The sequence below is a fragment of the Flavobacterium sp. GW823-FHT06G12 genome (assembly GCF_058794775.1).
This window is the reverse complement of sequence record NZ_JBXAHE010000001.1, coordinates 1,438,315-1,463,617: the sequence shown is the minus strand read 5'-3', so window position 1 is coordinate 1,463,617 and position 25,303 is coordinate 1,438,315. Positions and strand designations below refer to the sequence as shown.

The window sequence follows — 25,303 nt, the reverse complement described above, 5'->3', positions numbered from 1 at the left end:
TCAAAAAGCAGTATTACAATGCTTTTACTGTTTCTACAAAAATACTTTTTTTATCAATAATTCCCAGATCAAATAATTGATTTTGAATTTTATTAAAAGATTTTTCTGTCAAATTTTTCTGTGACCACTGAGTCAATTTTAGCCATTCTTTAATATCTTCTGCTTTTTGATTAAAAAGCTTTGATAATTTCTTGTCGATTTCTGGAATCTCTTTAAAATCAACTGTTGTTTTGTTGATTATTTTGAGAATCATTTCTACTGTTTTGGCGTTCTTTTTTAAAAACTCATCACGGCCTACAATTATAAATGAAGGCCAAGGAGTAGGGCAGTCGTCAATTCTTCTAAAAACTCCTTTATCTACAAGAGGTTTTGTCATAAAACGCTCCCACATAAAATAATCAGCTTTCTTGCTCGTTAAAGCATCAACAGCGCCATCAATAGTGTTTACAATTTCAAACTCAAGATCATCCATTTCCCAGCCTTGTTCATTTGCATTTACATAAGCCATCAATTGTGATCCAGAACCAATTCTCGAAATTGCCACTTTTTTATTTTTAAGATCTTTTAAGGTCTGAAAATCAGATTTTGCATCAACGTGAATTCCCCAAATTAAAGGAGATTGCACATAAATCTGAACAATTTTACTCGGATTTCCAGCTGAAATATCTTTTAAAATTCCTTCGGTCAAAATAACAGCAAGATCTGTTTCTCCATCACGAAGCATTTGGCACATTTTACCCGTTCCTTCGGGCACATTCGTCCATTGTAAGTCGATGTTCTCTTCTTCAAATTCACCATTTTCAATGCATAGATGCCACGGCAAATTGAAGTGTTCTGGAACACCCGCAATTTTGACAGTTTTCATTTATTTTAAGTTTAAGTTAAGTTGACTGGTATGCGTAATCTTATCGTTATTAGTTTAGTTTTTTAATAAATCTGCCCTATGTTTTTCTGAAAGGCAAGGTTCTGCAAATTCAATAATATCTTGTGATTCGTATTCATTCAATAGGTTTCTTACCAAAGAATAATCTACATCTTTGGCTATTTCTGCTGCAAAAAAAGTTTCATTTAATCCTTCAGACAAACAATTTATTGCTTTTAATTTTTCGCGAATAATTTCTTTATCAAAACCTTTTTCTAAAACAGCAATCTGAACAATCGAATTTCCAGAGTTTTGAATCGTTTTTCTATGCATGAAACGTTCTTCTGTTTCGTCATATTCTGCATAAAAAATATCATCAGTAGCAATTAAAGGGCCGAAAAAAGGGATATTATCCAACTTAAAAAGTCCTTTTTCTAAATCTATAATTTCTGCCCACATCGTTTCAGAAACTACTTCGTCTAGATAATCACTGTAGTATTTAAATAATATTTTCTTGTGAGTTTCTTGTTCCATTATTCAATTTCGCTGATTACAGCTTTTAAAGGTGATATTACGATTCTATAGCCATCTGGATCCTGAATCATTTTTCCATTTTCATTCCAAAACGGATTCAGTGCATGTATAACTGCAACATTATACTTTGTTAATTTATTTACTAATTTATCGTAATCTGCAATAGTTTTAGGGTATAAAACCATTACATCATCTTCATCAAAAGTATGTTTGGCCGCTACTTCAGATTGTGTAAACTCAAAATGCCAGTCTAAGCCCGGTTTTCCTATGAAAACGCCATCATAATTATTATGATTCTCAAACCCACCCAATCGTTCAAAACCGAGTACATCTACATAAAAATTCTCAATTTTCTCTAAATCATTTGTATGTCGCGCAACCCGTAAAAACATAATTTTATGACTTTATCTGATTAATATGATGCTCTAAATGTTCTACATAATCGGTCATTATAAACCGTAAATCAGCTACAGATCCATCGCCAAAATCAATTTCATACTCTAAAGCTTTTGGATCAACTGTTTTCATCAGTCTTACAAGCTGTTTATTTATGACAAACCATAATTGCGTAAGCTCCTCAATATCCATTGTCTGATACTTATTTATATCTACTAAAACATCTGGATCGTAAGTTCTTCTTTGATAAGGTTTGTCAACATAATTAATTTCTGTAAAACGGACAAGATTATGAACGGCTGAATCTACCAAATGACCTATAATTTCTTTCTTAGACCATTTTTTAGGTTTTCTTTCCTCTAAAATTTTCTGGTCTATTATTGGAAAATAATGTACATTTTCGTTCAATAATTTTTCAAATTTGAGAATTACACTTTCCATCAATTTGTCAATTAATTAGTTTCCTGCCAATTTATTTAATGTGTAAGCAATCAATTCATCTACAGCTTTGTACGGATCCTCACTAAAAGTTCCGCTAGCACGATTTGCAATAATAGCGTTAAGTGATAATGCATTGTGTCCTAATAGCGCAGAAAGACCATAGATTGCTGCTGTTTCCATTTCTAAATTAGTGATTTTAGTTTCATTAAAACTAAAATTATCCATTTTATTATTCAATTCTTCGTCTTGAATATTTAAACGTAAAACCCTTCCTTGCGGACCGTAGAATCCACCGGCTGTTGCGGTAATGCCTTTGAAAATTCGATCTGATTCGATTAATTTTTCTAATTTCTCAGAACATTGCGTAACATAAGGTTTCCCTTTTTTAGGATCCCAATTGGTATGTTTTACAAATGCATCTTCAATATCTGTAATAGAAACATCATCAATTAAATAGGAGCGAAGCATATTGTCTAAGCCTAACCCGAACTTTGACATCACGAAACTGTCTACAGGAATATCTTCCTGCAAAGAACCTGACGTTCCTATTCTTATAATATTTAAAGAAGTTAATTTTTCTTTTGGCTGACGCGTTTTTAAATCAATATTTACTAAAGCGTCTAATTCGTTTAATACAATATCAATATTATCAGGTCCAATTCCTGTAGAAACTACAGAGATTCTTTTTCCCTTGTAAATACCGGTTTGAGTCTTAAATTCTCTTTTTTGAGCCGAATGTTCGATTGAATCGAAAAATTGAGTGATTTTTTCAACTCTGTTTTGATCACCAACAAAAATAATGTCGTGTGCTATATGTTCTGGACGAAGATTTAAGTGGTAAACACTTCCGTCTGGATTTAATATCAATTCTGAAGATTGTATCATTTTTTTTAAGTTGCTAAGGTTCTGAGATACTGAGGCTCTAAGTTTTTTTTCAATGTTTCAGGTTAGTCGAATAACTTGAAACCTAAAACTTTTTAGCCCCCAACTCGTTTCGTTTTGAATCCTTTTTCTTTAAGGATTGCCATTATTTTATCTCGGTAATCGCCTTGAATTATAATCGAATCGTCTTTAAAAGTTCCGCCAACACTTAATTTGGTTTTGATTTCTTTGGCTAAGATTTTAAAATCTTCATCTGAGCCTTCGTAACCTTCAATTATAGTTGTTGGTTTTCCTTTTCTTTTTTCAAATTTACAAATCATAGGTTCTTTCTGAACGTACAAAACATGATCTTGTTCTTCAACTTGCTCAGGTTCATTTGTTTCTACGTGATCTGGAAATAGATTCTTTAATTGATCTTTTAAGTCCATATTTTTTTTATTCTAAAAATAAATTCCAAGCATAAAGATATTTAAAAATTAAATTCCAAACCCCAAGAAAAGCTCGGAATTTGGAATTTTAATTTTAAAAATTATGTAAGTCTATTTTTTGATTAAACCTAGCTCTACTAAACGTTCGTATAAGAATTCGCCCGCAGTAATATCTTCGTATTTCTTTGGGTTTTCAGCATCAATACAATTTTCAAGACAATCTAAGCGCATATCGCTAACAGGGTGCATAAAAAATGGAATTGAATAACGTGAAGTTCCCCACAATTCTCTTGGTGGATTTACCACTTGGTGAATTGTAGATTTTAATTTATTGTTGGTGTGTCTAGACAACATATCACCAACATTGATTACTAATTCATCATCTTCAGCAATAGCATCAATCCAGTCGCCATTATGATTTTGAACTTGTAAACCTTTACCCTGAGCTCCCATCAACAAAGTAATTAAGTTGATATCGCCGTGAGCAGCTGCGCGAATCGCATTTTCTGGCTCAGAAGTAATTGGAGGATAGTGGATTGGTCTTAAAATTGAGTTTCCTTCTTTTGCATAATTATCAAAATAAAACTCATCTAGACCTAAATGTAAAGCCAAAGCTCTTAAAACATAAACACCTGTTTTCTCCAATTTTTGATACGCTTCTTTACCAACTACATTAAAACGTGGTAATTCGGTAACTTCAACATTGTCTGGGTATTCTGAAGCCCATCTTGAATCTTTGTCAACGTATTGGCCAAAGTGCCAAAATTCTTTTAAATCTCCTTCTTTACGTCCTTTAGCATGCTCTTTTCCAAAAGAAACATAACCTCTCTGTCCGCCGATTCCAGGAATTTCATATTTATGCTTAGTTTCTATTGGCAAGGCGAAAAAGTTTCTAATTTCACCATAAAGTTCGTTTACCAATTGATCATCAAGGAAATGACCTTTTAAGGCTACGAAGCCAATGTTTTCAAATGCACTGCCGATTTCATTTACAAATTTTTGTTTACGTTTCGGGTCGTCCGAAAGGAAATCACGTAAGTCTACACTAGGAATGTTTTGCATACTTTACATTTTTTATTTTAAAGAAAAAAGGTGTCATAAGCACCTTTCGCTAACAAAGGTAGATAATATTTTAGAAAATAATCTTAAGCTCAGGCATTAAAAGCTGATTTCTGATTAAAATTAATTTTAAAAAACCAATAAAATTGACGCAATTTGTTATATTTGAAACACTAAAAAACAAAAAATTACATGATTTTTTACCGACAAAACCTTTCTGACACTGAATTATTAGATTTATATAAAAAAATATTAAAGCCTAGATTGATTGAGGAAAAGATGCTAATCTTGATTCGTCAAGGAAAAGTTTCTAAATGGTTTTCTGGAATAGGGCAAGAAGCTATAGCTGTTGGTGTAACGGCTGTTTTAGATCAGTCAGAATACATACTTCCAATGCACCGAAACCTTGGTGTTTTTACAACTAGAGAAGTTCCGCTTCATCGTTTGTTTTCGCAATGGCAAGGAAAGGCAAATGGTTTCACAAAAGGACGGGACAGAAGTTTCCATTTTGGAACGCAAGAATACAACATTATAGGAATGATTTCGCACTTGGGTCCGCAATTAGGAATTGCTGACGGAATCGCACTTGCAAATAAACTTCAAGACAATAAAAAAATTACGGCTGTTTTTACGGGAGAAGGCGGAACAAGCGAAGGTGATTTTCATGAAGCATTGAATATTGCTGCTGTTTGGAAACTTCCGGTAATGTTTATTGTAGAAAATAACGGTTACGGACTTTCGACACCAACTAACGAACAATATGCTTGCGAAAACCTTGCTGATAAAGGAATTGGCTACGGAATTGAAAGCTGGATCGTTGACGGAAATAATATTGTTGAAGTCTACAATAAATTGTCTAAACTTAAAAAAGAAATGCAGGAAGATCCGCGTCCAATTTTGTTGGAGTTTAAGACTTTTAGAATGCGTGGACACGAAGAGGCAAGTGGCACAAAATATGTTCCTCAAGATTTAATGGACCAATGGGAACTTAGAGATCCTGTTACAAATTACAGAAAATATTTGACTGAAATTGGAATTCTAAATGCTGAACAAGACGAACAATTTCATGCTGAAATAAAACAAGAAATTGATGAAAATTGGGCATTGGCAAATGCTGAACCTGAAATCGAACCAACTTATAGTGGAGAATTAGATGATGTTTATAAACCATTTCAATATGAAGAATATACCCATAATTCTGATTCTACAAATATTCGTTTTATTGATGCTATCCGTAATGGTTTAGAGCAATCTATGTGGCGCCATAAAAACTTGGTTATTATGGGACAGGACATTGCTGAATACGGCGGAGCATTTAAAATTACAGAAGGTTTTGTTGATGCTTTTGGAAAAGACCGTGTACGGAACACGCCAATTTGCGAAAGTGCTGTAATTTCAACAGGAATGGGATTATCTATAAACGGATACAAAGCAATTATAGAAATGCAATTTGCCGATTTTGTTTCTACTGGATTTAACCCGATTGTGAATCTATTAGCAAAATCTCATTATCGCTGGGGCGAAAAAGCAGATGTTGTAGTTAGAATGCCTTGCGGAGGCGGAACTCAAGCTGGGCCATTCCATTCGCAAACCAATGAAGCTTGGTTTACTAAAACTCCAGGTTTAAAAGTAGTTTACCCAGCATTTCCATACGATGCAAAAGGCCTTTTAAATACTTCGATTAATGATCCAAATCCGGTTTTATTCTTCGAACATAAATTATTGTACAGAAGTATTTATCAAGATGTTCCAACTGACTATTATACTATTCCTTTAGGTAAAGCTGCTTTGGTTAAAGAAGGAAAATCGGTAACGATTATTTCATTTGGAGCCACAGTTCATTGGGCTTTAGACACATTAGCGAAACATCCAGAAATTGATGCCGATTTAATAGATTTAAGAACTTTACAGCCTTTAGACACAGAAACAATTTTCGCTTCAGTTAAAAAAACAGGAAAAGCTATAATTTTTCAAGAAGACACACTGTTTGGAGGAATCGCAAGTGATATTTCGGCTTTAATTATGGAAAATTGCTTCGAATATCTAGATGCTCCTGTAAAACGTGTAGCGAGTTTAGATTCTCCAATTCCATTTACAAAAGCATTAGAAGATCAGTTTTTACCTAAAAGTAGATTTGAGGAAGTTTTACTTGAGATTCTAAGATACTAAGTTGCTAAGACACTAAGGTTCTGAGTCTAAAAAAAACTTATCCCCGATAGCTATCGGGGTAGCAACTCAGAACCTTAGAACCTCTAAACAAGAACCACTAAACGTTTTCCGTCAGGAACTTCTGCATTCCACATTTTCTCAATATCTGCTAAACGAACGGTTTCAATATTTACTTTTAGTATATTTTTTGAAGCCAAGAGAAACATTTCGGGAAGTATTTCAGAAAATAACAATTTCACTTCTTCTTTTGTCCAGCTTCCCAAACCTGAACCAGACAATTGAAGATCTACACTTCGTAAAATCTGTGCAGACAATTGAATGGTATCTCCAGACATAGAACCAACAGAAACATATCTCGTTTTATGCGTAAAGTTTCCATTTCCTTTTAAAACAGAAAAAATAAGTTCTGCCGAATGTCCCCATAAATAATCAATTACAATATCTATTGGAGTATCTCTATGGATTTCTTTTAACTGAGAAACAAAAGATTCATCATCTTGTTTTAAAGAAACAATTTCATCGGCGCCTAATTCTAAAAGGCTTTCAAGCGCTTTTTCATTTCTTCCTGTAACAATTATCCTTTTAGCTCCGTAATGTTTTGCAATTTGAACAGCCATTTGTCCCGTAAAACCAGTGGCTCCATTTATTAAAACTGTTTCTCCAGGTTTTATTGCTGCTCTAAAACGAAGTGCCATTGCCGAACCTGCAACTGCATTTGGCATTGCCGCGGCTGTTGCATCATTGATTCCATCTGGTAAAACTACCATTCGGTTTTTCTCTACTAAAGCTTTTTCGGCGATTGTTCCTGAGATTCCGCGAGCATAAACTCTTGTTCCATTTTCGAGAACTCCAATTGCGTCACTTCCAACAATAAATCCATTTTGGTTTTCTTTTTCTGAAGAATAATGGTCTCCACTTGCAATTCCTTTATCCAAATTGGTGATGGCTACGGCTTTTACCGAAACTAAAACTTCATTTTCATTTGAAACAATTGGTTCTTCAAATTCTGCATATTTTGGCAATTCGCCTTTTTTACAAACTACTGCTGCTTTCATAATTATTATATTTTATGAAGCAAAATTACAGAGTCGTTTATGGGCAGACGATAACATTTGTTATCAAATTTTTCTTTAAACCATATAAGTTAAATAAGCTAGTTTAAGTTTGGCTTATATTAAAATGTCAATTATTTTTATTTACTAATTTACTTTTTAATCTACTCAAATGTACAGTTGTTATACCTAAATAAGAAGCGATATAGTGTTGCGGAACACGCAATATAATTTGAGGTCTTTGTTGAATTAAATTAACATAACGCTCTACAGGGGAATCTTTTATAAATGAAACAAAATATTTCATATAATCAAAAGTACGCTCAAAAAGCTTATTAATGAGACTATCTCTCAATGCTGGTATTTCTTTGATTTCTTCGAGAATTTTATCCAGATCATTTTTATGAATCCACCACAAAACCGAAGGCTCAATCGTTTCTATATTTGTCGGACTTGGAAGTTTCTTCATAAAACTTTCAATAGAAGCAACGCTCTCATTTTCAAAAAAGAATTGTGTAGTAAGATCTTTTCCGTTATTGTTAAACCAAACCCGAATACAGCCTTTTTCGATGATATAAAGTTTTTTTGAAACTTCACCTTCTTCTAAAAGAGTAGTTTTTGCAGGAACTTCAATTCGATTGAAATAACCGATGTATTCATTCCATTTTTCATCGGTTAAAGGGAATCTGTTTCGGAATTGGCTGAACATTTATTTTAAATATAAATTTATTGCATTAGAATTTATTTTCAAATCTCTTTAAAACATGTCTATCTGAAAAAACATCTTTCCACATTTCAATTCTATAATAATCCTTAGGTGCTTCAGAATATGCAGATTCTAAATTACCATAATAGACACGAACTCTATAATTCCCAGTTTCAATTTTTTCTTCTAAAATAAGGGTCGTTAACGGACAATCATTTATTTGTACGAAACCAGTTTTTATTTCTAAACTAGCTTCTACAACATGATCAAAATCACTGAAATCAGAAATTAAACTTTTAGAATCTAAAAACTCAAGTGTACATTTTACAATTCCGTCACTATTTTCAATAGAAATCCCTAAAATCCCTTTCTCTACAGCAAGTTTATCATTAAAAGCTTCATTAGACCAAAAACTTTCGCTTTCAGTATCTCCTTCATCATCTTTTTCATTTAAATAAAATTGACCATAATCTGTTGTAAAATCTAAACTAAATTTCATCTAAACTAAAATTGCATACTTTTTTATTATTAATTTGATTCCACTTCAAACAATTGCACCTGATTTTTCAATCGGTCAATCAGTAAATTCATCATTCGTTTATTCAAATCAGAAGAATTCTTAATATAGGTATTGTATTCATCAACTGTAAAAAGCGCCATTACAATTCCTTTTAAAGAATTTCTGAATTTAATGTCTTTCTGGATGGAATTTTCGATTGTTTGGAGTTTCTTCTCAACCGAGTAAGAATAAAAATCAGGTTTATTCTTGTTTACGTAATTCAAAAAAACGGCTATAAATAAATCGTTTTGAAGTTTTAAAATAGGCCTGATGGTCTGGTTTTGAAAGATCTCATCTGCTGAAGATTGAGCACTTACGGTTCCTAAAGTTTCGCCTCTGAATTCTTTTAAAAAAGTGTCTCTATCTTCCATGGTATTTCTTTTAAGTTTTTTTTAAAGTTAAAGAAATAATCTCACAGTAAAACCTATTTTTGTTTTTATAAAAAATAAATTATGCGATTATTTCTGTTTCTCTGCTTATTATTAGCTTCTTGCAATTCTAAAGAAGATAAAGAAAAATATAACCGTTCTTTTTATAGAGCTGTAAATAATAAAGACACTGCAATTCTAGATATTCATATGAATGACAAGCGTTTTTATGGACGTTACGAAATTTCGCATTATGGAACCGGAAAAGATTCTGGCGATGTACGAGGAGATTTAAGAGGTGATACGCTTCGAGGAGACTATCACTATATTTCTTTTGGCGGTGCATGGAAAAGAGTCCCTTTAGCACTTTTAAAGAAAGACAATAAACTTTATTTAGGAAAGGGAGTAATCGGGACTTATTTTAATCTTCCGTGTTATGTTCCAGAAGTTCCAATTGAATATAATAATCCTGAGTTTCTTTTTGAGAAGATAGAGGAGAAGTAAATATTATAAAATTCCAAATTTTAAATTCAAAACTTGAATTACTTTGTGTATTTTATAGCAAAGCACGCAAAGTTTTTTTATAAGTTAGACTTACTAAAAATGCAAAGTTCGCAAAGCTTTGTGTAAAAACTTTGCGAACCTTGCGTAATTCTTAGCGCTCTTTGCGGTTAAAAAAACTCTATTCTAATTTTCCAATTTTCGAAGGAAGTTCAAAAATTTCAAGATCAAAATATTGCACAGAAGCCATTACATGATCAAAAATGTCGGCCATGATATATTCATAATTTGCCCAGCGTTTGTCGCTTGAAAACACATAAATTTCTAACGGAACTCCATGAGCTGTCGATTGCAGCTGTCGACACATAATATGCATATTTTTGTTCAATCCCGGATGATCATGTAAATATTGCATAATATATTTTCTAAATAACCCTAAATTGGTCATGTTTCGACCATTTAGTGAAAGCGTTTTATCAATTCCTCTAAGATCATTGTACTTGTCAATTTCGGCTTGACGGCTGTCAATGTAAGAAGTAATCAGCTGCACTTTTCGCAATTGATGCAAATCTTCATCGTTTAAAAAACGAATTGTACTGCTTTTAATTAAAACATGTCTTTTAATGCGTCTTCCATCAGATTTTTGCATTCCGCGCCAATTCTGAAATGAATCTGAACTTAAAGCATAAGTCGGAATTGTGGTAATGGTATTATCGAAATTTCGAACTTTTACCGTTGTCAAGTTGATTTCGATAACATCTCCATCGGCACCAAATTTATCCATCGTAATCCAATCGCCAATGCGAACCATATCGTTTATAGCAACCTGAACACTCGAAACAAAACCAAGGATTGTATCTCTGAAAATTAAGATGATAATGGCCGAAAGTGTTCCTAAGATCGTTAGCAATTCGCCTTTTTTGATTCCGAATAAAGTCGAAATAATCATGGCAACTCCAAAAATCCAAAGCACAATCATAATAACCTGAACGAAGCTGTCAATTGGTTTGTCGCTGTATTCTGGTTTTTGTTTTAAATAATCTCGTAACGAATTAAAAACAGTTCTAACGATCCATAATCCTAATAATACAATATAAACTCCAACAATTTTTCCGAACATGGATTCCCAATATTCATATTTATCTAAAATAACCGGAACTGCTTTGTAGATAAAGAAAAACGGAATTAAATAAGCCGTATATCTAGTAGTTTTATTTTGAATTAAATAATCGTCAAATTTCGTCTTAGTTCGCTGAGCGAAAACGGCAGTCAAAGTGACTAAAATAAATTTGGCAACATAATATATAACGTATGCCAATACTATTAAAATAGCGATATTAAAGACTAGGCTTGTATAAGACGCAACATTGCGACTCATTCCCCAATCTCTGAAAACAGGGTATAAAAAATTAAATATTTTCTCCAAAAGCTTATGCATTTGCTTTAGTTTCTAAATATTTTTTCTCAATATAAAAAGTTCCGAACGGAATAAGAGAAGCGATTAGAATGATTGCAAATGTTTTTAAATCCCAATTCATTGATTTTTTTAATAAAAATGCCAAAACAATGTATCCGATAAATAAAACACCATGTGTCATTCCTAACGGACGCAATAATGTATGATATAGTTCAGGATTATTATTTTTGATAATCAACATATTAGCAAATAACACTAAATAAGAGATTCCCTCTAAAATGGCAGTAACTTTGAAAATCTTGAGCATGTATGTAATTTTTAAGTTTAATAGGCGCAAAATTAAGTATTATCGTTGGTTTTTGAGGTATTTATAAAGAAAGTAATTTACTTTTGTAATCTTAAGTTTTGAGAATGAGCAAAAGAGATTTAAAAAAATATTTAGGCGAATTAACCAAAGAGCAATTAGAAGAACAATTGATAGAATTGTATGAGAAATTTGCTCCTGTAAAAGTGTACTATGATTTTGTTTTTAATCCAAAAGAAGACAAATTACTTCAGGATGCAAAGATCAAAATCTCACACGAATACTTTCCAATTAAAAAACCTGGAGCAAAATGGCGTCCGAAAGCCAAGATGCGAAGATCGGTTGCGCAAAAATTGATTAAGCATTTTATGATGCTAGGTGTAGATTCATATGTTATTGCCGATATTATGCTTTATAATATTGAAATCGCGCAAACGTTTTCTTCTCAAAATTTCATCAAGCAGGAATTGTTTTACAAAAGCATCTTAAATTCTTTTGAGCAAGCAACAAATTTTATTGTTTCAAACGGAATTTTTAACGATTTTAAATTGCGAATTAACGCTATTCATAAAGAAACTGTAGAGCAAAAATGGAAAAATAAGTACGATTTTGAGGCAATTTTGGAAAAAATCGACTACTAAAACCGTTTCTCATAAAAAATCTTTATTTAAAAAAAACATTTATTTTAAGTTAAAAGAAGATGAATAACTGTTTTTTCGGTGTATTTTTGCAAAAATCCAAAAATAAACAATGTCTCAAAACACTTTAGAAATACAAAGAGAAGAGAAAAAAGAACTGTATGCATACCAAAAGGGCGATATTGACGCCATTTTTGACCGTTTAGACAATGCTCCTCCAAAACACCACTTACTGTATCAGCTTCCAACAGGAGGAGGAAAAACAGTAATATTTTCTGAAATCGTTCGCCGCTATTTATCTCATAACGATAAAAAAGTGGTTGTTTTAACGCACCGTATCGAACTTTGTAAACAAACTTCAAAAATGTTAACTGGTTTTGGTGTTACAAACAAAATAATTAACAGTAAAGTAAAAGAATTGCCTGATCAGAATGATTTTTCTTGTTTCGTGGCGATGGTTGAAACTTTGAAAAACCGTATTAATGATGAAAAACTTCATTTAGACAATATTGGTTTAGTTATTATTGATGAGGCACATTACAACTCATTTAGAAAGTTATTAAACTCATTTAAAAATGCTTTTATTCTTGGAGTAACTGCAACACCTTTGAGTTCTAATATAAAATTACCAATGCACCAAAGCTACAACGAACTTATCGTTGGTGATACTATTGGTTCATTGATTGAAAAAGGTTTCTTGGCAAAAGCTACAACTTATAGCTACGATGTTGGTTTGACTTCGTTAAAAGTTGGTATCAATGGAGATTATACAGTAAAATCTTCAGACGATTTATATACCAATACTTTAATGCAGGAAAAACTGCTTCATGCATATACAGAACGTTCTTTAGGAAAGAAAACGTTGATTTTCAATAATGGTATTCATACTTCTTTATATGTATATGAGACGTTTAGAGAAGCAGGTTACGACATCAGACACTTAGATAATACTAGTAGTTCTGAAGAACGTAAAGACATTTTACAATGGTTTAAAAAGACTCCTGACGCAATTTTAACTTCTGTCGGAATCTTGACAACTGGTTTTGATGAGCCAACCGTAGAAACAATTATTTTGAACAGAGCAACAAAATCGTTGACATTATATTTCCAAATGATTGGTCGTGGTTCTCGTAAATTACCTGGAAAAGATGAATTTACAGTTATCGATTTAGGAAACAATGCCGCACGTTTTGGTTTATGGAGCGATCCTGTTAATTGGCAGCATATTTTTAAATCACCAGAATTTTATCTTGAAAACTTGCGTGATGATCACGAAATTGAATTGTTCTTTAAATACAGCATGCCACCAGAATTACGAGCAAAATTTAGTAAAACTGCCGAAGTTAATTTTGATGTAGATGAAGAGCATAAATTAATCATTAAACAAAATCTTCGTTCTAAAGTTGTTTTAGACAAATCTCTAGATCAGCATGCTGCAATGTGTGTAGACAACACCGAAACGCTTCAAGAAGCAAAAATGTTAGCTAAAGAATTAGAAGATGATATTGAAGATCGTATCAAACGTTATTCAAAATGCTTAAGCCAATGCAGTAAAAATTACCGAGAATGGCTAGTTGACGATTATAAGCAGAGATTAACTTTATTAATTGGTAAAAAGTATCGTGAGAAAATCATGAATGAGCCTGATTGATCAATTTAGTCTGAAAGTCTAAAGTTTAAAAGTCATAAAGTTCTTGTGCTGAACTTTAAATAGAATAAACCATTAATATATTTAGAAACAACTCTAAATATATTAATGGTTCAATAATTTTAAGGAGAAATAAAATCTTTAAAAAGATTTTGGAAAATCTAAAATCTAAAATCTCCCGATAGCTATCGGGACTAAAATCTAAAATACTCATGTCTAAACTATTCTCAACATTAGGTCTTTCTGCTCCAATTTTAAAAGCTTTAAGCGAATTAAACATTGTTGAACCAACAGAAATTCAACAAAAAACAATTCCGTTATTTTTGAGCGAAACTCACGATATAGTTGGTTTAGCTAAAACAGGAACAGGAAAAACTGCTGCTTTTGGATTACCTTTATTACAATTAGTAAATTCAGAATCTACTGAAGTCCAAGCTGTAATCTTAGTTCCAACAAGAGAATTAGGACAGCAGATTTTTAGAAATTTAGAAAGTTTTTCAAAATATATTCCTAATATATCTATTGCCTCAATTTGTGGAGGAACTCCAATAAAACCTCAAATAGAGAGATTAAAAGAAGGCGCTCAGATTGTTGTCGCAACTCCAGGACGTTTAATAGATTTGATTCAGAGAAAAGCAATCGACATTAAAAAAGCTGAATATTTAGTTTTAGATGAAGCTGATGAAATGGTGACGATTCTAAAAGAAAGTTTAGATGAAATTATTGCTGAATTACCTAAAAAACATCGCACTTTATTGTTTTCAGCAACACTTCCTGGAACAATTAAACAATTGATTCAGAATTATTTGAACAAAAATATCGTTCAGATAAGTGCCAATATGGAAACTGTTGGAAATGAAGGAATAGACCATGAGTATATTGTGGTCGATCCAATTGAAAAGTTAGAAGTTTTAATGCATTTCTTGAATTCTAGAGATGGCGAAAGAGGAATTATTTTCTGTAAAACTAAAGCTGCTGTAAACAAATTAGCCAAAAACTTAGCTATCAATAAGTTTTCTTCTGGAGCACTTCATGGAAGCTTGTCGCAAGGAATTCGCGATAGAATTATGGAACAGTTTCGTGAAGGCCATATCAACATTTTAGTTGCAACCGATTTGGCAGCGAGAGGAATCGATGTAAAAGAAATCTCGTATGTGATTAATTATCACTTGCCTGACACTTACGAGAACTATGTTCACCGAAGCGGAAGAACTGCGAGGGCAGGAGCAAAAGGACTTTCTTTGACTGTTTTACAGCAAGAAGAAGTTTTTGAAATTGCTGATTTCGAAAGAGAATTAGGAATTAAATTTTCTGAGTTTAAAAAACCTTCAGCAGCAAGTCTGGAAGAAAATAATATGCTTTTATGGGCAAAACAAATCTTCAAGACAAAACCAAATCATGAGCTTTCTCAGGATCTAAAAACACGAGTAAAAACAGTTTTTCATCATCTTACAAAAGATGAATTAATCGAGAAATTAATGGCAAGTTATGTCTTACAGAACAAAATCGATATAGTTGAAAAACCTGTTAAAAAATTCAAAAACAAATAAGCATGACAATTGTCATTGCATATTAAAGTTGTATATTTATAAGGAATTATTTTATAATCCTACTTAATACAACATATATGAAAATAGTCATTATTGGAGGTGGGTTTGCAGGACTTAATCTAGCAAAAGAGCTTGTAAATCAGCCTCAAATACAAGTAACACTTGTAGACAAGAATAATTATAACTTTTTCCCTCCACTTATATATCAAGTTGCAACAGCATTTTTAGAGCCATCGAGCATTAGTTATCCGTTTAGAAAATTCTTTGCTGGCAAAAAAAATCTGCAATTTCGCTTAGGCGAATTATTATCTGTTTCTCCATCCGAAAAGAAAATCACTTTGAGCAACGGAGAATTAGATTACGATTATCTAGTTTTTGCAACTGGAGCAGAAACCAGCTATTTTGGCATGGAAAACGTTATGAAAAACGCCATTCCGATGAAAACTTTAAATGATGCCATCGAAATGCGTAACGCGCTTCTTAAAAATCTAGAAAAAGCTGCAATTTGTAAAGATATGCGTAAACGACGTAAATTATTGACAATTGTGGTGGCCGGAGGCGGACCAACTGGAGTGGAAGTTTCTGGAATGTTTGCAGAAATGCGAAAAAACATTCTCTTAAAAGAATATCCAGAATTAGACACTTCTGTAAGCAACGTTTATTTAGTTGATGGAGGAGACGCTCTTTTAGCTCCAATGAGTAAAGATTCACAAAAAGATACTTTAGAAGCTTTAACCAAATTAGGCGTTGTCGTAAAATTAAACAGTCGTGTAACCGATTATGTTGATGATACTGTTCATTTTGAAAATGGAGAAACTATTAAAACTAAAAACCTTATCTGGGCTGCCGGTGTAACTGCAAAGATTTTTGAAGGAATGCCAAAGGAAAGCTACGGACGTGGACGTAGAATGGCAACTGACGTTTATAACAAAGTAAATGCTGTAGATAATATTTATGCAATTGGTGATACTGCAATTTTGGCTGGTGACACAAATTTTCCTGACGGACATCCGCAAGTTGCACAAGTTGCAATTCAACAAGGATTAAATTTAGCTAAAAACTTTAAAGCAATGGTGGCCAATAAACCGTTAAAACCATTTGCTTACAAAGACAAAGGTTCTATGGCAATTATCGGAAAAAACAAGGCTGTGGTAGATTTACCAAGTCCGAAATGGCATTTTAAAGGATTTTTTGCTTGGTTTATCTGGCTATTTGTTCACTTAATTTCATTGATAACCTATCGCAACAGGTTAAATACCTTCTGGAATTGGATGGTTGCTTATTTTGCAAAAGATCAATCGCTTAGAATGATCATAAGACCTGAAAAAAGACAGCAAAGCTAAAATTCTGAAAATTCTAAAATTGGAAAATTTTTTAAATACTAAAAAGCCTAAATCAATGATTTAGGCTTTTTTATTAGAATTTGGAATTTCTTCTTTGGCATTTAAAAAATTAATGTCCAATCATAACATCATCACTATCTGATAATTCCACTTTTTCTTTAATAAAACGTTTTCCGATATTTAAAATAATAAAAGCTGTAATCGTAGTTGTTGTCATAATGGCAACCATAGGCGCTACAGAATCTTTTACAAAGACACCAATAGCAAATGATGCCAATGCACCAATTCCTAATTGAATAGCTCCCATTAATGCAGAAGCACTACCGGTATTTTTAGCGAAAGGAGCAAGCGTTAATCCTGCCGTATTTGGGTTTGAAATTCCTAAACAAGCAAGAAATAAAAACAACATTCCGATCGTTTGATACAATCCTAAAAGATCATTTAAGGCTAGAATTAAAAATATAATACTTATAATAGACTGCGAAATTAAAGCGCCATAGATCATTTGTTCGCTAGAAAATCGTTTTAACAGCATAGAATTCAACTGGCTAGAACCAATAAAACTAACAGACATAAGAGCAAAAATCCATCCATAAGTTTTAGCGTTAACATTATAAATATCCATAAAAACTAGAGGAGAAGCCGCTACATAAGAAAACAAGCCAGAAAATGCGACTGCTCCAGTAAATGCATAGGTATAAAATTGAGGTTCTTTTAAAACCAATACAAAATTTGATATGATTGGTTTTGGTTTTAGCGAAATTGAATTATCTGGTTTATAAGTATCTGGAAGTCCGAATTGTGAAGCTGCTAAAATTACGATTCCCATACACATAAGAATAAAAAACACAGCGTGCCAACCTAAATCTTCTGTAACATAACCACCAATAGTTGGCGCCAACATAGGAGAAAGTCCAACAACAAGCATTAAAAGCGAAAATACTTTTGGAATATCTTTTACAGGAAATAAATCACGAACCATTGCTACAGAGGCAACAGTTGCAGCACAACTTCCGATGGCTTGAATAAAACGAAGCAATATGAAAGCATCAATATCAGCAACATAAATACATCCTAAAGAAGCAAGAATATATACTAGAAGCCCAATAAATAACGGTTTTTTACGACCAAAACGGTCTAACAAAGGCCCATAAAGCAATTGTCCGGCAGAAATTCCGATGAAATAGCTGGATAAACTCATCGAAACTTTTGCTACAGAAGTATTTAAATCTTTTGCAATTCCTGAGAAACCAGGTAAATACATATCAATAGAAAAAGGACCAAGTGCAGTTAACGAACCTAAAATAAGGATGAGTTGGATATATTTTTTTGTTGTCATTATCTTAAAAAACGGCTTATAATTTTCTGCAAAGGTAAAGATTTCATATCTTGTTATATAACTTGAAGAAGTTTATAACAATAAATTAAAGTAATTGCCAACATTATTTAGTGTAACTATTTATTAATCTTTAAATTAGAAAAAAAATTATGAAAAAGTACCTTTTGTTATTAGCAGTTTTATGCACATCAATTACGTTTGCGCAAACCATTACATCTAAACAAGAAGAAGCCAGTGTTGCGCAGTACGAGCTTCTTAAAAAGGTTAACGAGTATTATCCAGATATTACATTAAGTAAATCGGTCACCAATTTTTATGCAGACGGAAACATTATCGATTCACAACAAGATTTCGATTTAAGAGGGACAAAATTTTCAAGTTACAAGCTAGGAATTGAACCAGGAAACAAAAAAGTGAAATTTGATTATGTTTCTACTGAAACTGGACACGTATACGGCGACGTTACGATTTTTAACGGAAACGCTTTGAGAACAACTTTTAACGAAAAAACGAATCAAATTGATGTGTCGTTAAATGGAAAATCAGTTTATTTGAAAAAATTATAGATTTAAGAAAACTTAAAAAAAGCATCGCAAATATGTGATGCTTTTTTGATTTATATTTGATTCAGATTTTAATACAACAAACTACAATGAAAAAATTTCTTTTACTGGCATTTTTAATTTCGTTACAATCATTTGCGCAGCAAAATAAATTCTCAGGAACTTGGGGAAACAAAAAATGTAAAGACTGCAAAAAAGAATACATTTTTACAATTACGATTGCTCAGTCAAATTATAAAATTTTTGGAACCGCTGAAGTTACTAGCGATCATAAAGAATTAAATTCTGGAGTTTTAGAAGTTACGGGACATGTGTATCCGCATGGCGATAAAGCTCAAATAAAATTTAAAGATCAAAACGGAAATACATCCAGCGCAGTTTTATTTGTAGAAGATTCAGTAATACAGTTTACTAAAAATGGTGGAAGCGATATTGTACCGAAAGAGATGATTTTGAATAAATTATATGAATAAACTCCTCTTCGGAGTTATTTCAATTTGAACTATAATTTATATTATGTAAAATAGAATATTTTAGAAACTGCCCTATAAATCTGTTATACGGCTTTTTGCGTAAAGTATTTTTATCCGCGATAAATTTACCATCCTTGCTTCTAATTTTTTTTGTTTGAGAATTTTAGTTTTATAAAACTACATCTCTCATAAATTTTTATTTTCGAAAAAACTCAAATATTCAAAATTTAGCTTACCGGATTATTACAGTTTATTTTCAAAAGCATTTTACTTAAATTCAAATCGCTTAAAATGCGCTGTATCATTTTTATTTTTGAAAATTTCCAAATATTCAAAATTTAGCTCGCTAGATTTACATACAGTTTGTTTTCTAATCAAAACAATTTCCTTAAATTCAAATATTCATAAATACGCTGTATGATTTTAGATTTAAAATATTTTCAAATATCGCAGTATTTTTTGCCAATGTTTTTTTGCAAACATAAATCGTCTCTGTGCCAATCGTAAATATTCATTTTTTTAAAACAGAAAAGTTTTTGCAAGTCTTATTGTCATTATCTTTTAACATTTCTTTAAAATAGTTAGATTCTACTAAAGAACTTTCATTGTAAGAGTTTATTTTACTATTTTTACATTCGATACTTTAAAAATAAATTATCACATATATGAATACAGTTGCTGAACATATTGCAGATTTTTTAAAAGAATACAAACCGTTTGATAATTTAACCTTTCAGGAATTATCAGATATTGCTACGAATATTCGTGTCATTAATCTAGAAAAACATGCGGTATTATTTCAAAATAACGATCCGCTTCATGAAAACTTTTATGTTGTAGCTTCTGGTGTCATTAATCTTACAACTATTGCCGATGCTGAGGAAACAATTATAAATAAGTGTCACGAAGGCGATATTTTTGGTTTACGTCCGTTTTTTGCCAAAAACAACTACATGATGACGGCAAAAGCACGTGAGGAAAGTATTGTATATGCTATTCCGATTGCTGTTTTCAGACCTTTTGTGGCAAATAATTCAGATGTATTAAACTTTTTATTAGAAAGTTTTGCTGTAAATTCTCGTCATACTAAAGACAGTATGAACTCTAACGGCAAATTAGTTTCAGATTCTGATTATATAGATCAGCAGACAGAAATGCAATACATTCAGTCCCTTAACTATAACAATTCTCCTTTAACAACACAGGCAAGTTCTATAATTAAAGACGTTGCAATTTTAATGACAGATTCTATGGTAGACAATATCATAATCTGTGGCGAAAAAAATCATCCAATTGGTATCGTTACCAATGCAGATTTATCATCAAAAATTGCAACAGGACGTTTTCCTATTAGTGAAACTATCGACAAAATTATGTCGTCTCCAGTTGTTACAGTTTTAGAAAATGTATCTTTGGCTGAAGCTCAACTATTGATGCTAAAACACAACGTAACTCACTTATGTGTTACAAAAGACGGTACAAGCAAATCTGTAGTAAAAGGAATTATTTCTGAACACGATCTTATTGTAGCACAAGCTAGTAACCCAGGTGTATTAATCAAAGAAATTAAGCGTTCTCAGCTTCCTAAAGACTTAAAACAAATACGCGATCGTCTATCAGATTTGATTCAGAATTCGATTCAAAAAAATATTCCAATTTCACATGTCAGCAATATTGCAAGTGAGATAAACTTGGCAATTATTAAAAGAGCGGTCGAATTATCGATTTTAGATTTAGGCTCCCCTCCTGCACGTTTTGCATGGTTAAGCATTGGTAGTCAAGGACGTAAAGAACAATTATTACTTACAGATCAAGATAGTATTTTAATTTTTGAAGATGTTACGCCTGAGAAATATAGAGAAGTAAAAGATTATTTCTTGAGATTGGCAAAACGTACAACTTCTATATTAGAAAAAGTGGGCTACGATTATTGTCCAAATGGACATATGGGAAGCAATATGCTTTGGTGTAAATCATTGAGTGACTGGACAAAACAATATAACAGCTGGATGAATACTCCAGGTGAAAACAGTAATGATTTGAGTAGTATTTTCTTTGATTATGAAATTGTTTTTGGAGAACCAAAAATTGAAGAAGCAATTGAAAATGTGATTTTCAAAAATGCCGTTAACAATACCTTATTCTTTGACTTTTTAGGAAACGATGCCTTAAAGAGAAACTCACCTTTAAGTTTCTTTAAAAAATTCATTGTTGAAGAAGATGGTCCGAATAAGGATAAATTTGATATTAAAACAAGAGCTTTAATGCCATTAATTGATGGAGCGCGTTTATTAATTTTAAATGCAAACATTAAAGGAATTCAAAATACCTATTTAAGATTCAAACAATTAGCAATCACAGATTCTAAAAATGCTGAAATTTATTTAAGTTGTGCGGAAGCTTTTTTAACGCTTTCTAAATTTAGAACTGTTGAAGGATTAAAAAACGACGACTCTGGCCAATATATTAACCTAAGAGAAATGTCAAAAACTGACAAAGAGAAATTAAAAAATGCATTGTCCCCAATGAAAGACCTGGAGGAACTGATAAAGAGTAAATTTCAATTGACACAATTCTCATAAAACATGCTAGACTGGTTAAAAAACATTAATAAAGACTATCCAGATTTCTGGAAAGACTATTTAACGAAATTCGAAACCAAACCTAATAAGTTTGTTGTTTTATCGACCGAAACTTCTGGTTTAAATCCGGACAAAGATGTTATTTTGTCTCTTGGAGCTTTTTCAGTTATTGATGACAGCATTGTTATTAAGGAAAGTTTCGAAACAGTTTTATTACAATACAAATATCTTCAAGATAACGGGCTTTCAAATGAATTTATCATTGAAAGTAAAATGATGAAAATGCCTGAACCAGATGCGCTTGAAGCTTTTGTAAATTTTATAGGAAACTCAATTCTAGTTGGGCATCACATTAATTTTGATATCGAAATGCTGAATGCTGCTCTAGAACGTTTAGATTGCGGCCGATTGAAAAATGAGGCTTTAGATGTAGATGTAATGTACAGAAAACTTACAGATATAAATGATAAGCAATTTTCGCTTGACGATTTATGCGGGATTTATAAAATTCCAAAAAGCGATAGAAATTCTTCTTCTGAAGATGCGTATAGAATTGGACTTTTATTCTTAAAATTAAAATCTAGATTAGGAATCAAATAAATTAAAAAAAAAAAAACAATTTTTAAAGTACCAAGTTCTAATCAGTATCATATTTAAAAAGCCTCTTAACTTTAAGAGGCTTTTTTTGTTATTCTATTTATGAATTAACAGAAAATTACTAATTCAATGGTTTTTCAAATTAAGTAAAATTGTAATTTTATATTAATTAAATGAAATTAGAGACAAACCCTTTCTAAAACTAAAATTCTATGAAAAAGCTACTATTTGTTCTGTCCTTTCTGTTTTTTGTTTCAGTGATTTTTGCACAAAATCAAGATCCTTCATCTAAACGTATTTTAGGAAATTGGTATTCTAAAACAAATACAAGTACAAAATGGGTCTTTACTCAGGATGGAAAAGCTTACAATTACAACAATAACCAAATGAAGGTAATGTACAAATATACTATTTCAAATAGTTGTCAGAACTTTTCAGATGATACGGCTGAGTTTGTAACTTTTCGAGATAAAGACGGAAATGAGTTTTGTTTTAGAATAAATGGAATTAATGAAAATAAAAATGGAATTCTGTCACTTACCAACTTAAGTAATATGCAACAGCTTATTTTTGTAAGTGATGCAGGTTTAAAAAACAACCAATAAATACCATAAAAAAAGCCTCTTGTTAAGAGGCTTTTTTAGAATTATATTTTTAATTAAGAAATTCTTTCTTTCATAATTTCTTCAACAACTTCTGGATTTAATAAAGTTGAAGTGTCTCCAAAATTAGAGAAATCTCCTTCAGCTATTTTACGTAGAATTCTACGCATAATTTTTCCAGAACGAGTTTTTGGCAAACCAGAAACAAATTGAATTTTATCTAACTTAGCGATTGGTCCAATGTGATCCGCAATATATTGGTTTATCTCTTTAGTCAGGTTTTCTTTATTTCTAACTTCTCCTGTTTCTTTAAGAATAACAAAACCGTATAAAGCATTTCCTTTAATATCGTGAGGGAATCCAACAATTGCAGATTCTGCTACAGCTGGATGTTCGTTGATCGCATCTTCAATAGGAGCCGTTCCTAAGTTATGTCCAGAAACAATAACAACATCATCTACTCGACCGGTAATTCTGTAGTATCCAACTTCGTCTCTTAAAGCACCGTCTCCTGTAAAGTATTTTCCAGGGAAAGCAGAGAAATAAGTTTCTTTGTAACGTTCGTGATTATTCCAGATAGTTCTAGCGATTCCCGGCCATGGAAATTTAATACATAAACTTCCAACTACTTGGTTTCCTTCAATTTCATTACGTTTTTCATCCATCAAAACAGGTTGGATTCCAGGTAATGGCAATGTTGCATAAGTAGGTTTTGTTGGTGTTACAAAAGCAATTGGCGAAATCATGATTCCTCCTGTTTCTGTCTGCCACCAAGTATCTACAACTGGACATCTCTTATCTCCTACGTGGTCATTAAACCAGTGCCAAGCCTCTTCGTTAATTGGTTCTCCAACAGATCCAATAACTTTAAGAGATTTTAAAGGATATTTTTGAATATAATCTAAACTTTCTTTTGCCAACGAACGAATTGCAGTTGGTGCCGTATAGAATTGTGTAATTTTATGTTTTTCGATGATATCCCAAAAACGGCTAAAATCTGGATAAGAAGGAACGCCTTCAAAAATTACAGTTGTAGCTCCGTTTAATAATGGACCATACAATATATAAGAGTGACCAGTGATCCATCCAATATCTGCTGTACACCAGAAAATATCATTGTCTTCGTAGTTGAATACATTTTTGAAAGTATACGCAGTGTATACCATATAACCAGCAGTAGTATGAACCATTCCTTTTGGTTTTCCTGTTGATCCTGAAGTATATAAGATAAACAAAGGATCTTCGGCATCCATAATTTCAGCAACACTATTATCTAAAGCTGCATCTAATAATGGTTGTAACCAAACATCACGACCATCTTTCATTTTTACATTAGTATTAGTTCTTTTTGCAACTAAAACTTTTGTAACAGAAGGGCAAGTTTCTAGAGCTTCGTCTACAATTCCTTTAAGATCAATTGTTTTGTTCCCTCTATATCCTCCATCAGATGTGATTACCATTTTGCATTCGCAATCGTTGATTCTTGCAGAAACTGCAGAAGCAGAAAATCCAGCGAAAATAACAGAATGAATTGCTCCAATTCTAGCACAAGCTAAAACAGAAACCGCCAATTCTGGAATCATTGGTAAATAAATACAAACTCTATCTCCTTTACGAACACCTTGCTCGCGAAGAACGTTTGCCATTTTTGAAACTCTCTCGTATAATTCATTATATGATATATGTAAAGCCTCTTCAGAAGGATCATTTGGCTCAAAAATAATTGCCGTCTTCTCTCCTCTTTTGCTTAAATGTCTATCGATACAGTTTTTTGTAATGTTAACTTTAGCGTCTGTAAACCATTTTACTTCTGCTTCAGCCATATTAAAATCAACAACTTTCTCCCATTGCTGGTACCATGTGAAATTCTCCTCAGCTATTTTTCCCCAAAATTTTCTTGGCTCCCTTATTGACTTATTGTAATGTTTAAAGTATTGTTCTAAATTTTCAATTTTGTAATAGCTCATCGTTTGTTGAATTTTTTTATAAATGTATTAAATCTGAACGTATTCTTGAAATAATTTAATTCATAAATTTTATCAAAAAAAAACTTTTATTTAATAAAATATGATAATTATTTGCAGTTGTCTTAAAATTTTATTTTTTAATGCAATTTAGAAAGGGCAAAAAAGGCATAATAAATAGATATTATGCCTTTTTTTAATTTAACAAATTTCAATAACAATTAATTTTGTAAATCGCACTGCGAGACTTTTCTCTATTTTGAAAATAGCAGCATCTTTATTAATTAAAACAGAAATTTCAACAAGCATATTTTTTTCAAAATACA

Annotated in this window: 26 protein-coding genes; 11 read left to right on the top strand and 15 right to left on the bottom strand. The window is 31.9% G+C overall.

What is annotated here, in order from left to right:
• Positions 1-13: 13 nt before the first annotated feature.
• From AC1Q5Z_RS06265 to AC1Q5Z_RS06235, 7 genes are all read right to left on the bottom strand, one after another.
• Positions 14-865 (bottom strand): substrate-binding domain-containing protein, encoded by an 852-nt coding sequence (locus AC1Q5Z_RS06265; RefSeq protein ID WP_278021662.1) that lies wholly within the window; start codon positions 863-865, stop codon positions 14-16.
• 54 nt (positions 866-919) lie between these two features.
• Positions 920-1,396, bottom strand: a complete 477-nt coding sequence (locus AC1Q5Z_RS06260) for a DUF4265 domain-containing protein (protein WP_488755391.1) — start codon at positions 1,394-1,396, stop codon at positions 920-922.
• A complete protein-coding gene (locus AC1Q5Z_RS06255; protein WP_492444070.1) occupies positions 1,396-1,788 on the bottom strand; it encodes a VOC family protein in 393 nt (130 codons plus the stop codon). The genes AC1Q5Z_RS06260 and AC1Q5Z_RS06255 overlap by 1 nt, the downstream gene beginning before the upstream one ends.
• Before the next feature lie 4 nt (positions 1,789-1,792).
• Positions 1,793-2,233 carry a DinB family protein gene (locus AC1Q5Z_RS06250; protein ID WP_492444069.1) on the bottom strand — a complete coding sequence of 147 codons (441 nt, stop codon included), beginning with the start codon at positions 2,231-2,233 and terminating at the stop codon, positions 1,793-1,795.
• Between the two features lie 15 nt (positions 2,234-2,248).
• A complete protein-coding gene (locus tag AC1Q5Z_RS06245) occupies positions 2,249-3,118 on the bottom strand; it encodes a nucleoside phosphorylase (protein WP_343586762.1) in 870 nt (289 codons plus the stop codon).
• A gap of 92 nt (positions 3,119-3,210) precedes the next feature.
• Positions 3,211-3,543, bottom strand: a complete 333-nt coding sequence (locus AC1Q5Z_RS06240; RefSeq protein WP_198855657.1) for a translation initiation factor — start codon at positions 3,541-3,543, stop codon at positions 3,211-3,213.
• A 111-nt stretch (positions 3,544-3,654) separates the two neighbouring features.
• Positions 3,655-4,605: an isopenicillin N synthase family dioxygenase gene (locus AC1Q5Z_RS06235; RefSeq protein WP_198855658.1), complete on the bottom strand. Its 951-nt coding sequence runs from the start codon at positions 4,603-4,605 to the stop codon at positions 3,655-3,657.
• Positions 4,606-4,794: 189 nt separating this feature from the next.
• Between AC1Q5Z_RS06235 and AC1Q5Z_RS06230 the strand changes: the two genes are divergently transcribed.
• Positions 4,795-6,771, top strand: coding sequence for an alpha-ketoacid dehydrogenase subunit alpha/beta (locus tag AC1Q5Z_RS06230; protein WP_343586758.1), 1,977 nt, complete (start codon positions 4,795-4,797; stop codon positions 6,769-6,771).
• Positions 6,772-6,854: 83 nt separating this feature from the next.
• Here the strand turns inward: AC1Q5Z_RS06230 and AC1Q5Z_RS06225 are convergent, their stop codons facing one another.
• The 4 genes from AC1Q5Z_RS06225 to AC1Q5Z_RS06210 all read right to left on the bottom strand — a co-directional run bounded on the left by AC1Q5Z_RS06225 (position 6,855) and on the right by AC1Q5Z_RS06210 (position 9,459).
• On the bottom strand, positions 6,855-7,826 hold the full coding sequence (locus AC1Q5Z_RS06225) for a quinone oxidoreductase family protein (protein WP_492444068.1): 972 nt from the start codon (positions 7,824-7,826) through the stop codon (positions 6,855-6,857).
• 127 nt (positions 7,827-7,953) lie between these two features.
• Complete coding sequence (locus tag AC1Q5Z_RS06220) at positions 7,954-8,532, bottom strand: Crp/Fnr family transcriptional regulator (protein WP_343586754.1); 579 nt, start codon at positions 8,530-8,532, stop codon at positions 7,954-7,956.
• Positions 8,533-8,557: 25 nt separating this feature from the next.
• A complete protein-coding gene (locus AC1Q5Z_RS06215; RefSeq protein WP_343586752.1) occupies positions 8,558-9,028 on the bottom strand; it encodes a hypothetical protein in 471 nt (156 codons plus the stop codon).
• 29 nt (positions 9,029-9,057) lie between these two features.
• The gene (locus tag AC1Q5Z_RS06210) at positions 9,058-9,459 is read right to left on the bottom strand and encodes a glyoxalase (protein WP_343586750.1); all 402 of its coding nucleotides are present in this window, start codon (positions 9,457-9,459) and stop codon (positions 9,058-9,060) included.
• A gap of 81 nt (positions 9,460-9,540) precedes the next feature.
• Between AC1Q5Z_RS06210 and AC1Q5Z_RS06205 the strand changes: the two genes are divergently transcribed.
• On the top strand, positions 9,541-9,960 hold the full coding sequence (locus AC1Q5Z_RS06205; RefSeq protein ID WP_278021670.1) for a hypothetical protein: 420 nt from the start codon (positions 9,541-9,543) through the stop codon (positions 9,958-9,960).
• Between the two features lie 178 nt (positions 9,961-10,138).
• Here AC1Q5Z_RS06205 and AC1Q5Z_RS06200 read toward each other — a convergent pair whose 3' ends face one another.
• On the bottom strand, positions 10,139-11,395 hold the full coding sequence (locus AC1Q5Z_RS06200) for a mechanosensitive ion channel family protein (protein WP_343586747.1): 1,257 nt from the start codon (positions 11,393-11,395) through the stop codon (positions 10,139-10,141).
• Positions 11,388-11,681: a DUF3817 domain-containing protein gene (locus AC1Q5Z_RS06195; protein ID WP_198855666.1), complete on the bottom strand. Its 294-nt coding sequence runs from the start codon at positions 11,679-11,681 to the stop codon at positions 11,388-11,390. Before AC1Q5Z_RS06195 ends, AC1Q5Z_RS06200 begins: the two co-directional genes overlap by 8 nt.
• A 104-nt stretch (positions 11,682-11,785) precedes the next feature.
• On the opposite strand from AC1Q5Z_RS06195, the gene AC1Q5Z_RS06190 reads away from it, so the two are divergent.
• From AC1Q5Z_RS06190 to AC1Q5Z_RS06175, 4 genes are all read left to right on the top strand, one after another.
• Positions 11,786-12,319 carry a DUF6155 family protein gene (locus AC1Q5Z_RS06190; RefSeq protein ID WP_492444067.1) on the top strand — a complete coding sequence of 178 codons (534 nt, stop codon included), beginning with the start codon at positions 11,786-11,788 and terminating at the stop codon, positions 12,317-12,319.
• Positions 12,320-12,428: 109 nt separating this feature from the next.
• A complete protein-coding gene (locus AC1Q5Z_RS06185; protein WP_198855668.1) occupies positions 12,429-13,967 on the top strand; it encodes a DEAD/DEAH box helicase in 1,539 nt (512 codons plus the stop codon).
• A gap of 209 nt (positions 13,968-14,176) precedes the next feature.
• Complete coding sequence (locus AC1Q5Z_RS06180; RefSeq protein ID WP_492444066.1) at positions 14,177-15,514, top strand: DEAD/DEAH box helicase; 1,338 nt, start codon at positions 14,177-14,179, stop codon at positions 15,512-15,514.
• Between the two features lie 77 nt (positions 15,515-15,591).
• Positions 15,592-16,857: an NAD(P)/FAD-dependent oxidoreductase gene (locus AC1Q5Z_RS06175; RefSeq protein WP_492444065.1), complete on the top strand. Its 1,266-nt coding sequence runs from the start codon at positions 15,592-15,594 to the stop codon at positions 16,855-16,857.
• Positions 16,858-16,966: 109 nt separating this feature from the next.
• On the opposite strand, the gene AC1Q5Z_RS06170 is transcribed toward AC1Q5Z_RS06175, so the two are convergent.
• Positions 16,967-18,196 carry a multidrug effflux MFS transporter gene (locus AC1Q5Z_RS06170; protein WP_492444064.1) on the bottom strand — a complete coding sequence of 410 codons (1,230 nt, stop codon included), beginning with the start codon at positions 18,194-18,196 and terminating at the stop codon, positions 16,967-16,969.
• A gap of 149 nt (positions 18,197-18,345) precedes the next feature.
• On the opposite strand from AC1Q5Z_RS06170, the gene AC1Q5Z_RS06165 reads away from it, so the two are divergent.
• The 5 genes from AC1Q5Z_RS06165 (at position 18,346) to AC1Q5Z_RS06145 (ending at position 23,016) form a co-directional block, all read left to right on the top strand.
• On the top strand, positions 18,346-18,762 hold the full coding sequence (locus AC1Q5Z_RS06165) for a hypothetical protein (protein WP_198855672.1): 417 nt from the start codon (positions 18,346-18,348) through the stop codon (positions 18,760-18,762).
• An 86-nt stretch (positions 18,763-18,848) separates the two neighbouring features.
• Positions 18,849-19,232 carry a hypothetical protein gene (locus tag AC1Q5Z_RS06160; protein ID WP_198855673.1) on the top strand — a complete coding sequence of 128 codons (384 nt, stop codon included), beginning with the start codon at positions 18,849-18,851 and terminating at the stop codon, positions 19,230-19,232.
• 665 nt (positions 19,233-19,897) lie between these two features.
• Positions 19,898-21,814, top strand: coding sequence for a DUF294 nucleotidyltransferase-like domain-containing protein (locus AC1Q5Z_RS06155; RefSeq protein ID WP_198855674.1), 1,917 nt, complete (start codon positions 19,898-19,900; stop codon positions 21,812-21,814).
• A gap of 3 nt (positions 21,815-21,817) precedes the next feature.
• Positions 21,818-22,414, top strand: a complete 597-nt coding sequence (locus AC1Q5Z_RS06150; protein WP_198855675.1) for a 3'-5' exonuclease — start codon at positions 21,818-21,820, stop codon at positions 22,412-22,414.
• 209 nt (positions 22,415-22,623) lie between these two features.
• Positions 22,624-23,016, top strand: coding sequence for a hypothetical protein (locus tag AC1Q5Z_RS06145; protein ID WP_492444063.1), 393 nt, complete (start codon positions 22,624-22,626; stop codon positions 23,014-23,016).
• A 53-nt stretch (positions 23,017-23,069) separates the two neighbouring features.
• On the opposite strand, the gene acs is transcribed toward AC1Q5Z_RS06145, so the two are convergent.
• Positions 23,070-24,980, bottom strand: coding sequence for an acetate--CoA ligase (gene acs / locus AC1Q5Z_RS06140; protein WP_278021677.1), 1,911 nt, complete (start codon positions 24,978-24,980; stop codon positions 23,070-23,072).
• Between the last annotated feature and the right edge of the window lie 323 nt (positions 24,981-25,303).